Source organism: Actinoalloteichus spitiensis RMV-1378 (assembly GCF_000239155.1).
Classification (GTDB): domain Bacteria; phylum Actinomycetota; class Actinomycetes; order Mycobacteriales; family Pseudonocardiaceae; genus Actinoalloteichus_B; species Actinoalloteichus_B spitiensis.
This window is the reverse complement of the sequence record NZ_AGVX02000216.1, coordinates 1-15,221: the sequence shown is the minus strand read 5'-3', so window position 1 is coordinate 15,221 and position 15,221 is coordinate 1. Positions and strand designations below refer to the sequence as shown.

The 15,221-nt window shown below is 71.0% G+C and carries 13 protein-coding genes; 8 read left to right on the top strand and 5 right to left on the bottom strand.

Annotation, left to right across the window (positions count from 1 at the left end; translation table 11 throughout):
* The first annotated feature begins 15 nt into the window (after window positions 1-15).
* Window positions 16-1,278, top strand: a complete 1,263-nt coding sequence (locus tag ACTIDRAF_RS0211005; protein ID WP_016698791.1) for an NAD(P)/FAD-dependent oxidoreductase — start codon at window positions 16-18, stop codon at window positions 1,276-1,278.
* A gap of 161 nt (window positions 1,279-1,439) precedes the next feature.
* On the opposite strand, the gene ACTIDRAF_RS28300 is transcribed toward ACTIDRAF_RS0211005, so the two are convergent.
* A complete protein-coding gene (locus tag ACTIDRAF_RS28300) occupies window positions 1,440-2,456 on the bottom strand; it encodes a glycoside hydrolase family 10 protein (protein ID WP_052168778.1) in 1,017 nt (338 codons plus the stop codon).
* 714 nt (window positions 2,457-3,170) lie between these two features.
* On the opposite strand from ACTIDRAF_RS28300, the gene ACTIDRAF_RS31935 reads away from it, so the two are divergent.
* Entirely contained in the window at window positions 3,171-3,758 is a 588-nt protein-coding gene (locus tag ACTIDRAF_RS31935) for a hypothetical protein (protein WP_157162976.1), read from the top strand.
* A gap of 113 nt (window positions 3,759-3,871) precedes the next feature.
* Here ACTIDRAF_RS31935 and ACTIDRAF_RS0210985 read toward each other — a convergent pair whose 3' ends face one another.
* Together ACTIDRAF_RS0210985 and ACTIDRAF_RS0210980 are read right to left on the bottom strand one after the other, a co-directional pair.
* Complete coding sequence (locus tag ACTIDRAF_RS0210985) at window positions 3,872-4,333, bottom strand: DUF6314 family protein (protein WP_016698787.1); 462 nt, start codon at window positions 4,331-4,333, stop codon at window positions 3,872-3,874.
* A 100-nt stretch (window positions 4,334-4,433) separates the two neighbouring features.
* Window positions 4,434-4,952, bottom strand: a complete 519-nt coding sequence (locus ACTIDRAF_RS0210980) for an arsenate reductase/protein-tyrosine-phosphatase family protein (RefSeq protein ID WP_016698786.1) — start codon at window positions 4,950-4,952, stop codon at window positions 4,434-4,436.
* 246 nt (window positions 4,953-5,198) lie between these two features.
* Between ACTIDRAF_RS0210980 and ACTIDRAF_RS0210975 the strand changes: the two genes are divergently transcribed.
* The gene (locus ACTIDRAF_RS0210975) at window positions 5,199-5,930 is read left to right on the top strand and encodes a class I SAM-dependent methyltransferase (RefSeq protein ID WP_016698785.1); all 732 of its coding nucleotides are present in this window, start codon (window positions 5,199-5,201) and stop codon (window positions 5,928-5,930) included.
* Window positions 5,931-6,290: 360 nt separating this feature from the next.
* Entirely contained in the window at window positions 6,291-7,754 is a 1,464-nt protein-coding gene (locus ACTIDRAF_RS0210970) for an alanine/glycine:cation symporter family protein (protein WP_016698784.1), read from the top strand.
* 194 nt (window positions 7,755-7,948) lie between these two features.
* On the opposite strand, the gene ACTIDRAF_RS0210965 is transcribed toward ACTIDRAF_RS0210970, so the two are convergent.
* Complete coding sequence (locus ACTIDRAF_RS0210965) at window positions 7,949-8,392, bottom strand: winged helix-turn-helix transcriptional regulator (protein ID WP_016698783.1); 444 nt, start codon at window positions 8,390-8,392, stop codon at window positions 7,949-7,951.
* 128 nt (window positions 8,393-8,520) lie between these two features.
* On the opposite strand from ACTIDRAF_RS0210965, the gene ACTIDRAF_RS34490 reads away from it, so the two are divergent.
* Window positions 8,521-8,997 (top strand): alcohol dehydrogenase catalytic domain-containing protein, encoded by a 477-nt coding sequence (locus ACTIDRAF_RS34490; RefSeq protein WP_211215316.1) that lies wholly within the window; start codon window positions 8,521-8,523, stop codon window positions 8,995-8,997.
* A complete protein-coding gene (locus tag ACTIDRAF_RS34485) occupies window positions 8,994-9,437 on the top strand; it encodes a zinc-binding dehydrogenase (RefSeq protein WP_211215315.1) in 444 nt (147 codons plus the stop codon). Before ACTIDRAF_RS34490 ends, ACTIDRAF_RS34485 begins: the two co-directional genes overlap by 4 nt.
* A 295-nt stretch (window positions 9,438-9,732) precedes the next feature.
* On the opposite strand, the gene ACTIDRAF_RS0210955 is transcribed toward ACTIDRAF_RS34485, so the two are convergent.
* Window positions 9,733-11,181: a WGR domain-containing protein gene (locus tag ACTIDRAF_RS0210955; RefSeq protein WP_016698782.1), complete on the bottom strand. Its 1,449-nt coding sequence runs from the start codon at window positions 11,179-11,181 to the stop codon at window positions 9,733-9,735.
* Window positions 11,182-12,146: 965 nt separating this feature from the next.
* On the opposite strand from ACTIDRAF_RS0210955, the gene ACTIDRAF_RS28290 reads away from it, so the two are divergent.
* Window positions 12,147-14,012, top strand: a complete 1,866-nt coding sequence (locus ACTIDRAF_RS28290; RefSeq protein WP_052168777.1) for an AIPR family protein — start codon at window positions 12,147-12,149, stop codon at window positions 14,010-14,012.
* A gap of 615 nt (window positions 14,013-14,627) precedes the next feature.
* Window positions 14,628-15,221 (top strand): ribosomal RNA small subunit methyltransferase A (locus ACTIDRAF_RS0210940; RefSeq protein ID WP_016698779.1); only part of this gene is annotated, 594 nt, incomplete at its 3' end.

Genomic DNA, 15,221 nt, shown 5'->3' with positions numbered 1-15,221 from the left:
AGACCTGGAGGTGTCATGGGAACCGGAACGCGAGGCAGCGGCGGGCCCCGGTCGGCCGTCATCGTGGGAGCGGGGATGGTGGGCCTGTCGACCGCGTGGTTCCTCCAGGAGCGAGGCGTCGAGGTCACGGTGGTGGACCGCGCCGGCGTGGCGGCGGGAGCCTCGCACGGCAACGCCGGGTGGCTCTCCCCCGGCCTGGCGATCCCCCTGAACGAGCCCAGCGTGCTGCGCTACGGGCTACGGTCGCTGGCTGACCCGAAGGCACCGCTGCACGTGCCCGTGACGGTCGACCCGGACCTGTGGCGCTTCCTGCTCCGGTTCGCCGCGCACTGCACGTGGGGCTCGTGGCGCCGCGCCGCCCACGCCGGGCTCCCCCTCAACCAGGCCGCTCTGGACGCCTTCGACGAACTGGCTGCGAACGGGGTCAGGGCCGAGACGCACCGTGCCCCGGTGACGGCGCTGTTCCGCGACCGTTCCGACGCGACCCACCTCCTCCAGGAACTGCGCCGGATGCGGGAGGTCGGCCAGGACATCGACTACACGGGCCTGGAGGGACCGGACCTGCGGGAGCGGCTTCCGCAGGCATCCGGCCAGATCACCGCCGCCGTCAGGTTGGACGGGCAGCGGTACGTGGACCCGGGGGCCTTCACCCGGTCACTGGCCGACTCGGTGCGCGACCGGGGCGGGGTGGTCCTCGACGGGTTCGAGGTCATCGAGACGCACCGCAGCACGGACCAGTCCGTCGTCCGCTCCTCCTCGGCCGAGACGATCTCCGCCGACGTCCTGGTCCTCGCGACCGGGGCCTGGTTGGACCGCCTGTCCCGCCAGTGGGGCGTGCGGGTGCCGGTGCGGGCCGGACGCGGCTACTCCTTCACCGTGCCGACCTCGGATCCCGTGGCGGGGCCGATCTACCTCCCGGAGGCCCGGGTCGCCTGCACGCCCTACCAGGGGTCGCTGCGCGTCGCCGGCACCATGGAGTTCCAGCCCCCGGACGCGGCGCTCGACCAGGCCCGGATCGAGGCGATCGTCGACTCGGCACGACCGTTCCTCACCGGCATCGACTGGGATCGGCGCACCGACGAGTGGGTGGGCCCCCGCCCGGTCACCCCGGACGGCCGCGCGCTCGTGGGGGAGGTCGGAGTGCCCGGTGTGTACGTGGCGGGCGGGCACGGCATGTGGGGCCTCACCCAGGGCCCGGTGACGGGACGGCTGTTGGCGGAACTCATCACCACCGGCCGCCGCCCCGAACCGCTGCGGGCACTCGACCCGCTGCGGTGACGGCCCGCCCACCGTGGCACGGGAGCGGGGACGGGCGCTGCTGAGCGCCCGTCCCCTGGTACCCCGGTGCTGGCCGGTCCCGCTTCGAGGACCGCGGCGGAGACGTCGATATCGCCCTCAGGACGGCCGGCCGGCCACCGGGGTGGTCACCGCTGTCCGGATCAACCGCCGTTCAGCGTGTTGAGCACGGAGTAGTAGGCCTCCTTCTTGTTCCCCTGCCCGTCGAACAGGAGCGGCGTCTGCGACGCCCGCCACGAGTCGCTGTCACGGATTCCCCAGACCGTGATGCCCGTGCAACGCGGAACGTTGAGGCAGGCCTGGGTCACCCGGCGGTAGTTGTCCGCCTGCTGCCACCCGGAGCCACCCACGTCGAGCTCCGTGATCTGCACCTCCACGCCCAGGGCGGCGAAGCTGGAGATGGTCGTCTGGTAGTTCGCCGGGACGTTCACACCGAAGAAGTGGGACTGGAGACCGACGCAGTCGATGGGCACGCCGCGCGACCGGAAGTCCTGCACCATGCGGTACACGGCCTGGGTCTTGGCGTGGCTCCAGTCGTCGATGTTGTAGTCGTTGTAGCAGAGCTTGGCGCCGGGGTCGGCGTCGCGGGCCGCGCGGAAGGCCGCCTCGATCCAGTCGTCGCCGGTGCGCTGCAGGTTGGAGTTCCGCCGAGCACCGGAACCGCCGTCCTCGAAGGCCTCGTTGACCACGTCCCAGGAGTGGATCCTGCCACGGAAGTGGGCGGCGACCTGGGTGACGTGGTTGAGCATGGCCTGCCGCAGGGCCGGCCCCTCCATCCCCTGCATCCACCCGGGCTGCTGGGAGTGCCAGGCCAGGGTGTGGCCGCGCACCCGCATCCCCCGGCTGAGGGCGTGGTTGACGATCCGGTCGGCGTTGCCGAAGGTGAACTGCCCCGGGTTCGGCTCGGTCGCGTCCATCTTCATCTCGTTCTCGGCCGTCACCATGGTGAACTCGCGGTCGAGGATCGAGACGTAGGCGGGTTCCGAGAGCTTGTGGGCCGCGACGGCCGCACCGAAGTACCGACCGGTCTGGGCCGCGGCGGCCCCGAGGGTGTCCTGGGCGCTCTCCGCCACGACCGGCGGCGCCATCACGGTTCCCAGGGCCACCGCCGCGCTGATCGCCACGACGGCCTGTCGCACTGACCTCTTTGTCAGTCGCATTGTCTGTCCCGTTCTCTGGAGGTTTCGGACACGCGCGCACGCCCCCGGCGAAGGATTTCCCGGTGATCGCGCCCGAATCACCGCGAATTCCACGGTATGGGAAGTCCGACATCACGGAAACGACCAGCACTCCCCGAGCGGACAGGAAAGGAGTACGCCACCCCCGGTACCTCCGCCACGAATCGGGAGAAGGCGGACACCTCGCCCACCACCACATCACGACCGCCGGGCCGAAATGCGCACGAAGACATCATCGGCCCGACCGCCCGCCAGCACACTGACCCGAACAGTGCAATTTTCGACATGATTCCGGCACCATTGTGGCCGAGTTCCGGAACGGATTCGGACCTGCTCCCCGCGTCCATTTCGACGAAGGGCACGTGGCGTTCGACACCACCACCACCACCACCACCGCGCGAGCCTCCACCCGCTCCCCGCGCCCCCCGCCACCTCGGCGGCCCGGTCGACCCCCCATCGACACGCCGTCGAACAGCGACACGCGCGCACTCGTCATCCCCTGACCGGGTGAACGGAGGGCCGCTGCGAGCAGAACTGTCCCCCACCCCCGCTAGGAATGGGCCGATTTCCCCGGAGCAGAGGAGCCGCATGGCCGGTAGGTGGATTACCAAGAACGGGAGACGGATCTTCATCGAGGACAGCCGTGGTTCCCGGAAGGCGGGTCCGGTGGTTGCCGCGGCGGCCACCGTCACACTGATGGGAGCGGCGTCCGTCGGCACGACTGGCGGGACGCTTTTCGGTGGTGGCCAGGTCGTGGCCGGAGCGGGAAACCAGGCCGTCGCGCGAGTCATCCAGACCAGACTGCCCAGCGCCAGGACGGCGGCGAGGAAGGGGCAGCGGACGACGGCGTGGAAGGAACTGCGGGTCACCCAACGGCACAAGAAGCGGAGCCGTCGCCACACCAACTGCGCACGGCACTCGTTCGGCCAGGTGCGGACCTTCTTCCAGAGGACACCGTGCCAGTCCCTCCGCCGCCAGCTGTTCTCCGTGCGGGACGAGCACGGCAACGACGTCGCGGTGTCGATCGCCTGGGTCCGGATGCGCGACGCGGCGGAGGTGTCACGGCTTCAGCAGGTCTTCGACATCCACGGTTCCGGTGACTTCCACCCGGCGTGGAGCCCGTTCCCCGAGCTGTCGGCCGTGCGGTTCACCGCCGACTACTACGGGTCGGAGCCCCACGGCAGGGTGCTGACGATCGCCGAGGCGGAACCGCTGTCCGGAAGTCCGGACCCCGCCCTGCTGCACGCCGTCGCCGACGTCGCCGCGCACCTGCCGAGCCCCTGACCGGGTACGCCACCACTCCGTGAGGGGATCCCGCCGCCCACGGACGGTCCGGCTGTCCGGTGCGGGCAGGCGGTCGAACCGGGCGCTCGTGGCGTGCTCGACGACAGCGGGGTTCATCCGCTCCGGGAGTAGTGGGTGGTGATGACGTGGTTCTTGGCGGGGCCGGTGACCCGCCACCGCTGCGTCCACGTGTCCTCGGTCCGGACCAGGTACTCCACCTGGTAGAGGTCGGCCACGCAGAGGTGCTCGGCGTTCCACCGGGACGCGCTGAGGTCGACGGTGTGGAAGAAGCCACCGTGGTCGAAGGTGACCTCGGCGGTGGCCGCACCGGTCGTGCGGTACCACAGGGTGCGGTAGGCGGGCCCTACGTGGGTGCCGAACCGCAGCTGGCCCTCCTCCCGGTAGCGGAGGAGGTCGGGGGCCGCGTCGGTGAACTCGGCCGTTCCGGTGAAGGTGCCGAGTTCCCCTCCCTCCGGCGTGCTGATCCCCCGGTCCAGCCGCCACCGGCCGAGCAGGTAGCTCCGCAGGTCGGTGGCGGCGGTGGTGGGTGGTGGCGGATCGCTCCCGGCGTTCACGCCCTGGATTGTCCTGGAGCCGGGTCGGGCCCCAGGGCGGGGAGGGCGGCACCCCGCCGGCCGGGCGGACAGGCGCGCCGCCGGGGAGGTGGGCGGAGGGCTACCGGGCGAGTGCGGCGAGCACGTCCAGGAGCCGTTCGGCGAGGTCGTCGATCTGGGCGGCCGCGGTCTCGTAGGCGGCCCGGCCCCGCCCGGCGGGGTCGACCAGGTCGGTGTCCTGGAGGGGCTCGCCCTCGTCGAGGCGGGCGCACAACTCGGCGAGGTCCGGTTGCGGGGGCAGCGCGGCGGCCCGTGCCACGAAGTCGGCCCAGACGTGGACCCGGGAGGCGGCAGCGGGCACCCCGGAGCGGAGCGCGTCGTGGTGGGCGCGGGTCGCGGCGAGCACCAGGTCCGCCTGTTCGACGAGGAGCGGCGTGACCTGGACGGCCGGACGCGGCCCCGGGTCGATGTCCCGCCGCTGGAGCATCGCGGTCGTGTCCGGGCTGATCAGCTTCTCGGCGTGCAGCCCGGCCGAGGACACCCGCAACGGGATGGAGCGCCGGGCGGCGACCGCCTCGGTGATGGCCGCCGCCATCGGGGATCGGCAGGTGTTCCCGGTGCAGACGAAGAGGATGCGCACCGGCTCACGCTAGCGGCGACGGGGAGCGGACACGGGGGTGCTCGGGAGTCCGGCACCGGATCCCGGCCAACTGGTGGACGGCCGCGACCGGGACGTCCCGTGAACGGCGCACGCGCGGGGTTCGCCTCCGGAGCCCGCAGCCCCCGGGCTGATCCCGGGGGACGGAAACCGGAGGGCGGAGCACGGAGCCGGCGGCGGGGGGAATCTCGGTGGCGCGGACTCGTGCCCCGGGTCCACGATCACGGTATGACCGCTGACTGGTGGCTGGACGAGATGGCCTACGCGGGACCGGAGCACCTGGACCCGGAATTCGTGGCCGGTTACGAACGCAAGGCCGGTTTCCGCCGGGACGACGGTGCTCCCAGCGACGAGGACGGGGAGATCGCGGCGGACCTCGCCGCGCTGCGCGCGGCGGGGATGACCTCGGAGTCCACCGTGGTCGACCTGGGCGCCGGCACCGGGCGTTTCACGATGGCGGTGGCGCCGCACGTCCGGCGGGTCGTGGCCGTGGACGTCTCCCCCTCGATGCTCGACGTGCTGAACGCGAGGGTGACCGGCGAGGGGTGGCGGAACGTCGAGTGCGTGCGCGCGGGTTTCCTCAGCTACGAGCACACCGGTGCGCCCGCCGATGTCGTCCACACCCGCAACGCGCTGCACCAGCTACCCGACTTCTGGAAAGCGCTCGCGTTGCGCCGGATCGCCGGTCTGCTCCGGCCGGGCGGCGTGCTCCGGCTCCGCGACCTGGTCTACGACGCCGACCCGGGGGAGGTGGAGACCGTGTTCTCCCGGTGGTTCCAGCACGCCGTGGACGACTCGGCGCGGGGGTACACCGCGCACGACCTGGCGGAGCACGTCCGCACCGAGTTCAGCACCTTCCGCTGGTTGCTCGAACCGATGTTGGACCGGGTGGGGCTTGAGGTGGTCGACAGCGCTTTCGTCGGCTCCGTGTACGCCGCCTACACCTGCCGCCGGCGCTGAGCCCGACCGGCCCCCAGCCGGACACCTGGACGGGGAACGGCCCCGCCGGCGCCACCCTCCCTGGTGGCGCGCCCCCGAGCCCTCCACCGTTGACGCGACCCACATCACACCGGGTTCGATCGTGCCCCTTCACCGGACCTTCACCAGGGAGGACGCCGCACGACGCGGCGCGGACCGGGGACTCGCCGGCGACCCCTCCCCGCCCGGGGGTGCACGGTGGAGTGAACGTGTGTACGGTGCCGCAGGCCGACGTGGTCACGGCGTGCGATCACGCCGCTCCAAATCGTCTCCTCCCGGGGCCGCGACCCGCCGTAGGGGACGAGAACGGTACGTCTCGACGGAGAACGAGGTAGGGGAACAGTGAACGACGCGATCGTCGCGCTGAACGACGACTTCTGGACCTACCTGGTCATCCCCCTGCTCGCCGTGGTCAGCATCTACTTCACGGTGCGCTCCCGAGGCGTGCAGTTCCGGCTGGTCCGGGAGATGGTCCGCAACCTCGGAGGGAAGCCGGAGCGGGCGCGGGACGGGAAGCCGGCCGTCTCCTCCTTCCAGGCTTTCGCGATCTCCGCGGCGGCCCGGGTGGGGACCGGCAACATCGCCGGCGTCGCCATCGCCATCAGCCTCGGTGGGCCGGGCGCGGTCATGTGGATGTGGATCATGGGGCTGGTCGTCGGCTCCGCCTCGTTCGTGGAGTCCACGCTGGCGCAGTTGTTCAAGGTGCGCGACCGGGACGGCTACCGAGGGGGCCCCGCCTACTACATGTGGCACGGGCTGGGGCAGCGGTGGATGGGCGTCCTCTTCGCCGTCGTCATCATCTTCACCTTCGGCTTCGTGTTCAACATGGTGCAGTCGAACAGCATCGCGGCGGCGATCTCCAACTCGGTGAACACGGTGTCCGGTGGGGCGGAGACGGCCGGTTGGTTGGCTCCGGCGGTCGGCATCGCGATCGCGCTGTTGGCCGGGATGGTCATCTTCGGCGGGGTCCGCCGGATCGCGGCGGTCGCGCAACTGGCCGTTCCGTTCATGGCGCTGATCTACCTGGTGATGGGCGCGATCGTGGTGGGCATGAACATCGAACAGGTCCCGGCGGTGTTCTCCGACATCGTCGCCTCGGCGTTCGGGCTGCGTGAGGTCGGCGCCGCCGGTCTGGGGACCGCGGTGATGATGGGCATCCGGCGGGGGCTGTTCTCCAACGAGGCCGGGATGGGTTCCGCCCCGAACGCGGGCGCGACGGCGTCGGTGAGCCACCCGGTGAAGCAGGGCCTCGCCCAGACCTTCGGCGTGTACTTCGACACGCTCGTCGTCTGCTCGATCACCGCCTTCATCATCCTGTTCGCCAACCCCGCCTACGGCAGCGACCTCGGGGGCGCGGAGCTCACCCAGCAGGCGCTGGCGGCCAGCCTGGGCGCCTGGTCGGTGCACCTGCTGACGTTGATCATCTTCCTGCTGGCCTTCACCTCGGTCATGGGCAACTACTACTACGGCGAATCGAACCTGAGCTTCCTGACGTCCAGTCCCGCCGTGATGCTGGGTTACCGGATCGTCGTGGTCGGCGTCCTGTTCCTCGGCGCCATCAGCTCGCTGGAGCTGGTGTGGAACCTCGCGGACGTCACGATGGGCGTGATGGCGGTGATCAACCTGATCGCGATCGCCCCGCTGGGGGCGGTGGCGATGCGGCTGCTGCGGGACTACGAGGCGCAGCGGCGGCAGGGGCTCGACCCCGTCTTCACCCGCGACCGCCTGCCGGACGTCCAGAACGTCGCGTGCTGGGAGCCGGAACCCGACGGCGACCGGGCTCGTGAGGCTGTCAGCGAGACCTGACCGGGCCGGCGAGGACAGGGCGGGGATACCGCACCGAGCGGGCGGGATGGGGACGGGCGGCTTGGGCGTCCGACCTCGGGGGACGCGCTGATCACTCGGTCAGCCGGCCGCGACGACGCCTGGGGCCACCTCGGGCGCTGCGGACCCACCCGAGGTGGTCGGTTCCCGCCACGCCTGCCGTGGCGCGCCCGAGGTCACCCCTGGCGGCTGTCGTAGGCCTCGCCGTTGGCGAGCACGACGTCCATGTGGGTGTCGGCCCACTCCTTGATGTCGCGCATGAGGTGTTGCAGTGAGAGGCCGAGAGCGGTCAGCTCGTAGGTGACCGTGACCGGCACGGTTGGTGTGACCGTGCGGCTGATCAGGCCGTCGCGTTCGAGGGAGCGCAACGTCTGGGTGAGCATTTTCTGACTGACCCCGGCGAGCCGCCTGGCCAGCTCCGAGTAGCGCATCGGTCGTGGGCCGTCGGCGCAGGCCTCACCGGACCGATGCGGACCGCCGCTGCCGAGCGCGGCCAGGATCAGGGCGGTCCATTTGTTGGAGATCCGGTCGAGCAGTTGACGGCTGGGGCAGCCCGCCAGGAAGGCGTCGTAGCTCGCTCGCGCCCGCTCCCGCTGCTCGGTCGCCGTCCTCGTCGTCATCGCACGCCCACCTTCCAGCACCGGGTGCCTTACGCACTTCGAAGTGCCTTCTTCCCGTTGGGGAGTATCCCGCCCACAGTGGTGCGAGGACCCAGTCATGGGGCAGCAACCGTCCTGAGGAGCACGCTGTGAGCACGTCCACCTTCCGCGCCGCCGTCGTCCGGGACCCCGGCGGCCCCGACTCGATCGAGATCATCGACGTCCCCGTCCGCGAGCCCGGCAGGGGTGAGGTCCGGCTCGCGGTCGCCGCGGCGGCCGTCAACCCCGTCGATCTCGCGGTCGCCGCCGGCCTGTTCCACGCCAGGGGGGTGATCCACCAGCCGGACCTCACCGGTCTGGGCTGGGACTTCGCCGGCACCGTCGTCGCGACCGGCCCGGATGTGGACCTGGCCGTGGGCACCCGGGTCGCCGGTCTGGTGGACGGCTTCGACCGCGACCACGGCTCCTACGCCGAGCAGCTCACCGTGCCGGTCGCCAAACTCGCCGTCGTGCCCGACGGGCTGGACCTGTCGACAGCCTCGACCGTGCCGGTCAACGGGCTCGCCGCCGCGGGGATCCTCGACCTGCTCGGCGACGCGACCCCGGTGGCGACCGGCTGCTGGTGACCGGGGCGGCGGGCGCGGTCGGCGGTTACCTGGCCGTCCTCGCCGCCGACCGCGGCTGGCGGGTCACCGGGCTGGCGAGGCCGGCCGACGAGGAGTTCGTCCGAGGTCTGGACGCCGCGTTCGTCACCCACGCCGAACCGGGGTGGGACGCCGTCGCCGACTGCGCGGTGTTCCAGGAGCGGGCGCTGGCCCTGGTCCGCGACGGCGGCACCCTGGTCGGTGTCCAACCGGGCAACGCGCCAGCCCCCGAGCGCGGCATCACCGTCCACACCGTCGTCGCGGGCCCCGACAGCACCCGGTTGGACGACCTGCTCGGCCGCGTGGCGGCCGGGGAGCTGCCCGCTCGGGTGCACGCCGCCGTGCCACTGGACCAGGTCCCGGACGCGCACCGCGCCGTGGCCGGTGGCGGAGTGCGCGGCCGGTACGTGATCCACCCCTGACCTCCCAGGGCGGCGGGGCGGTCCTGGTGTGGGCCCACCATGCCGCTCCCCCGTGTCGACGACGGCGTGCGGTCCGGGTAGCAGCGGGAATGCGGGGGACCTGGTCCACGCCCCTCGTGCCCGTACCGAGCGGTGAGGTCCTCGGGACCCTCGGCCAGGAACCCCGGGGCTGTCCGCGCGGTGCCGTCCGAGTGGCGGCCAGGCGGCGGCGCGCACGCCAGCCTCGTCCGGCCACCCGCGTCCGTACCCGGGGCCGGCGACAGGAACACCGGGAAGCGTGCCTTCGCCGCGCTGGTCAGAGGAGGCGCTTGATCTCGCCCCGCGCCCGGTAGAAGCCGCCACGACCGGACTCGTGGACCTCGGCGACGAGGTAGCGGGCTCCCACCTCGCGGATGTCCTTGGGGAACTGCACGCGCCAGGTCGGGTCAAACCCGGGGGTCAGGACGCGGACCCGGGTCCGGCCGCCCTCCTGGACGCACTCGACCTCCACGCCGGCGAGGCCGCGGGTGCTCGCGGAGCGCCGCACCGTCTCCAGGCGGGTCGACGGGGTGACCCGCTCCCACCCGGTGGCCTTGATGTCCTCGGTCCGGGGCAGCTGCCCCTCCTTCGCGGCGGTGACCGCCTGCTCACTGGCGTCGATGCAGGCCAGCGAGCCGTCGGTGGTGACGACGTAGAGCCGGTCGTCGTGGTACTGCATCGAGTAGGCGGAACCGCAGCCCGTGCCCAGCTTCCACAGCCGGGTGCCGTCGGCGGCGAAGCAGTACACCGAGGAGTGGTTGTCCCCGGCGAAGACGTACCGCCCGTCCGGGGAGGTGGCGCAGGAGAACACGGCGGCGTCGCACCGGTAGTGGTTGCGCACGGCACCGCTGGCCTTGTCGATCCGGTACACCGAGCCGAAGGAGGTGCCGGCGTAGACGTCGTCGCGTTCCTGCCAGCCGAAGAGCACGCTGCCCCGCGTGTCGGTGTGCCACACCGGCTGGCCGTCCCGGGAGCCGTAGCGGGTGACGCCGCCCGAGTGCCCGTGGTAGACGCCGTCGTCGTCGCACCGCACCATCCAGGCGTAGTTCCCGGAGCTGGTGCGGCGCCACTGGAACTCGTCCTCGTGGTCGACCGTGGTGATGCCACCCTGGCGGTCGGACACCCCGAGCACACCGTCGTTGACGTCGAGCCAGTAGATGTCGACGTCCTCGGCGATCTCGTAGGCCACGTGCGGGATCTTGCCGCCGAGGTCGTAGACCCGGCCGTCGTCGCAGCCGGCGTAGATCCAGAAGTCGTCGGCGACGATGCACTTGACGCCGTCGGGTAACCCGTAGCGGCCGGTGACGGTGCCGTCGTGGGCGAGGGTGAAGACGTCACCCTTCTCGTTGCCGACCCAGGCCTGCTCGTCGTTGACGAAGATGCCGAACGCCGGGGCGCCGGAGTCGAAACGCCACAGCACGGGGGCCTGCCGGGCCGTGGACCGGGTGCTCACGATCTCCCGTCGGGTGATGGCCCGGCGCTGCCGCACCCCCCGCACCGCCGGGGCGTACCCCTTGCGGACCTTCTCGCCGATCTTCCTCGCCGCCGCGGCCGCCGCCTTCTCCTCGGTGGCGTAGGCGCTGGAACGCACCTGGCCGCGTTCGCCGATCCGCCCGTAGGTGATCGTCACCTCGGTCCCGCTGATCCGCACCTCGTAGAACTTGTGGGCGCCGCCGCCCTCTTCGGACAGTTCCAGGTACGTGGTCTGGTCGGCGCTGCTGGCCATCGCGTGCTCCGTGAGGTTCGTGGGGTGGGGCCGGGCGGTGGCCTCGGCTCGCCGTAGCTGATGGGCCGAACCATAGGAGCGGCCACCGACACGTGATCGTCACGGCGCGTGTCGCCATCCCGCGGCGGCACGCCCGCGGGACCGCGCGAAAGTCGGTCGGGCCAGGTGCGGTTCCGGTGGCTGCGCGGGCCCCGGAGGACGTTCCTGCCTCGGCTAGGTCGGCTCTCGGAGCGATCCGATCCGCCAGCGAGGACGCGTCGCGGGAGCTACCGGCCACCCCGGGACTGCTGCGGGATCCCCGTCGAGGGGGACGGCCGGTCACCGATGCCGGGGCTCGACCAGCTGGCCCGGCTGGTCACGTCGGTCTCCGACAGTGGCCTGACCGTCCGGACCAGGGCCGGAGGGTTCCGCTCTCGTCTCCGCTGGTGGTGGGGACGCCGGTGCGCCGCGTCGTCCAGGAAGCGGTGGCCACCGTCCTGCGGCGCGCCCGGCGCGGCACCCCGAGGTCGTGGTCTGGCACGAGGACCGCGGACCTACGTGACCAGGCTGCTCACGAAACTCAACGCCCGGGACCGCGCGCGGCTGGTCACCCTCGCCTACGAGAGCGACCTGGTCCGCCCCGGCGGCCGGTGAGCACCGGGTCCGGACGAGCCAGCTCCAGCAATGGGCCACCTGCTCAGGAACAGGATCGGGATCCACTTCCGGTAATCCATTTCCTTACCCGACTGGGGAAGGGTGAGACACCACCACTTCGCGCTCCGCGGTACGGGACCGGCCGAGACCGCGAGGTACGTGCGGAAAACTCGTGAAGTCGCTGGGTGCCCAGCATTCCAGACCCTAGTCTGGGGCCGACCCGCGCGAGCACGGCACCGGAGGCCCCAGTGATGTTCTCGCTCGCCCTGCGGAATGCGAAGGCGACGTCCCCAGCGGACACCACCGTCGTGGATCGACCTTGAAAGGAACTCATGCTCGCGTTGAAGATCCGGCACATTCGTGACGCCCTCCTACGGGAGTTCTCCGATCACATCGAGATGTCCGACGTGGAGAAGAGGTCGGCACCGGAACGCGAACAGGTCTACCTGTCCCGGGCCTTGACCGCGTTCGCGATCCAGGACATCACCGGTTGCACCACGGCCGACGCGGCGGCTGGGGTCATCGACGGCCGTGACGATCACGGCATCGACGGCGTGGCGGTCAACAGTGGCGGGGCGCCGCATGTCTGGTTGGTCCAGACGAAGTGGAGCGACCGCGCCAAGGCCGGCCTGGATCTGAGCGCGGTGCTCAAGCTGGAGCGGGGGCTCACCAAACTGGTCAACGGCGAGTACGACCACTTCAACTCGCGGTTCCAGAAGATCGCGGGCGAGGTGGACGAGGCCCTCGCCACTCCAGGGGTGCGCATCACCCTTGTGATCGCTTTGATGGGACAGAGCGAACTGGCACCCGAGATCACCGCCGAACTCGACACCATCTGCGCGAAGATGAACGACGGCGACGAACCGATGCTGGACGTCGTCGTACGCACGCTTGCGGACTTCCACCGGTTCGTCCGAGACGGCCTGGCCGATCCCGCCATCGAACTGGAGGCTCACATCGAGGACGTGGGCCAGTTGGCCGACCCCTACCGCGCCTACTACGGGACCATGCCCGTCGCCGAGGTGGCTCGCTGGTACTCGGAACACGGAGAACGCCTGTTCGCGAAGAACATCCGCCGCTCGTTGGGCGTCACCGAGGTCAACAGGGACCTGATGCGGACTCTACGCGAGAAACCTGAGCATTTTTGGTACTTCAACAACGGGATCACGGTGCTCTGCGACTCGGTGCGGCGAACGGCTCGCTACGCGACGGGGGAATTCCACCTGACCGGAGCGAGTGTCGTCAACGGTGCCCAGACCGTGAAGTCCATCAGCGAGGCCACACGTGAGGCACCGGAGGCGCTGGCTCGTGGCCGCGTATGGGTCCGTTTCATCTCCCTGGAGCACTGTCCTGAGGGTTTCGCCAGCGCGGTGACGAAGGCGACGAACACACAGAACCGGGTCGAGGCGAGGGATTTCGTCGCCTTGGACCCCGACCAGGCCAGGCTGCGCGACGAGTTCGCCCTGTCATTGCACAAGACCTACGTCGTCAAACGGGGAGAGGTCGATCCAGCGCCGGACGCGGGCTGTTCCGTGGTCGAGGCGGCCAGGGCGTTGGCCTGCGCCCACCGCAACCCGGACTGGGCGGCACGGGCGAAGCGTGACAGCTCGCTGCTGTGGGAGCGTGGGGAGCAAGGGGCCTACCAAGCACTGTTCGGCGGCAAACCGTCCGCGTTCAGGGTATGGCGGACCGTGCAGGCCCTGCGAGAGGTCTCGGCCAGGCTGCGTGCCCGACAGACCGCGTTGGAAGGCCGTGCGGCCCAGATTGTGCAGCAGGCGAACCTGCTGACCACGCACGTGGTCCTCCAGCTCCTGTCGAGTCGGGCAATGGACGAGCCGGACGGGGGGGTGGGACGACGAACTGGAGCGGATCCCGGAGCTGACCGACGCTGTCATCGAGCGGATGAGCTACGAGGTCAACGCCACGTTCGGCTCCAGCAGTCACGTCCTCACCGTCTTCACCAAACCCGAACGGTGTCGGGTATTGGCGAGCAGGGTCCTCGAGGGCATCACCAAGGGAACTTCCATGCCGGAGCTTCCCGAGGACTACCGGCCGCTGACGAAGGAAAGCAACGAACGCCGGGCCAACGCGGTTCCGACATTGATCGACGCTGGTCGTCTCGCCGACGGCACGGCGCTCGAATTCCGCGCTGGCACCAAGCCGGAACGACTCCAGCTCAGCGCATGGCTTGCCGCTGACCCTCGTCGGGCGCAGGCCACCTGGAGCAACACCCGAGGAAAGCCCCTGATCTGGGCCGTGGACGGGAAGTCCTACTCCCCGACCCGGCTGGTCAAGCACATGATCCTCCTGGCGACCGGAAGCGAATCGAAGTCGATCCCTGGGCCGAGTCGATGGCACGTCCCTGGTGAAGGGTCCCTCTGGGAACTGGCACTGGAGGTCATGAAGGCCGAGGCACCATAGCCGTCGACGTTCTCGCGCGGCGCGGCTTGGTCCGCGCCGCGATCACGCGAGCGAACGCTCCGAAGAACTTCACCAGCGGGTGGCGGGTGGCCGTCCTCTCACGGAAACCGCGTTGACTCCGGCGGGGGGCGGAGCCTACGGTTCCCGCCATGTCCTGCTTCTCCGCCTCCTTCTTCGTGAGGCTGCGCACCGCCTGACGGCGGTGTCGCCCTTCGTACCGCTCGCGCCCCCGCGTTCCACCCGGACCGTGGTCAGTTCCGTCTGACCACCACCGGGTCCGAGTCGCGGGCCCGTGGCAGTGGGACCACGCCGCCGTCTGTTCCGACGTTCTCCCGTCCGCGCGTGCCGTGCGCCGCCCGGACATCCCCACCAACGTCCTCGCAGGAGCAGCAGTGTCCTCCCGTTCCCACAGTCCCGTCGGGGGGCGGCACGAACTCGGCCAGAACTTCCTGGTCGACCGCGCCGTCGTCCGCCTGATCGCCGAGCTGGTGGCATCGGCCGCGCCGGACCCCGTCCTGGAGCTGGCAGCCGGTGACGGCGCGATCACCTCGGCCCTGGTCGACCTGGGTCGCCCGGTGACCGCCGTCGAACTCGACCCGTCCCGGGCGCGCCGCCTCGCCGCCCGGCTGGGCGACTCGGCCCGCGTCGTCCGGGCCGACCTCCTCCGGTACCGAGCTCCCACCACCGACCACGTCGTGGTGTCGAACGTGCCGTTCCACCTGACCACTCCGCTGCTGCGGCGCCTGCTCGACGAGCGGGCGAACTGGCACACGGCGGTGCTGCTGCTCCAGTGGGAGGTGGCCAGGAAACGTGCCGGGGTGGGTGGGGCGACCATGATGACCGCCGCGCACTGGCCGTGGTTCGAGTTCGACCTGGTCGACCGGGTTCCGGCCCGGGCGTTCCGGCCGGCCCCCAGCGTGGACGCCGGGGTGTTGCGGATCCGGCGTCGACGCGGGCCGCTGCTGGCGGAGGACGACCGGCAGCCG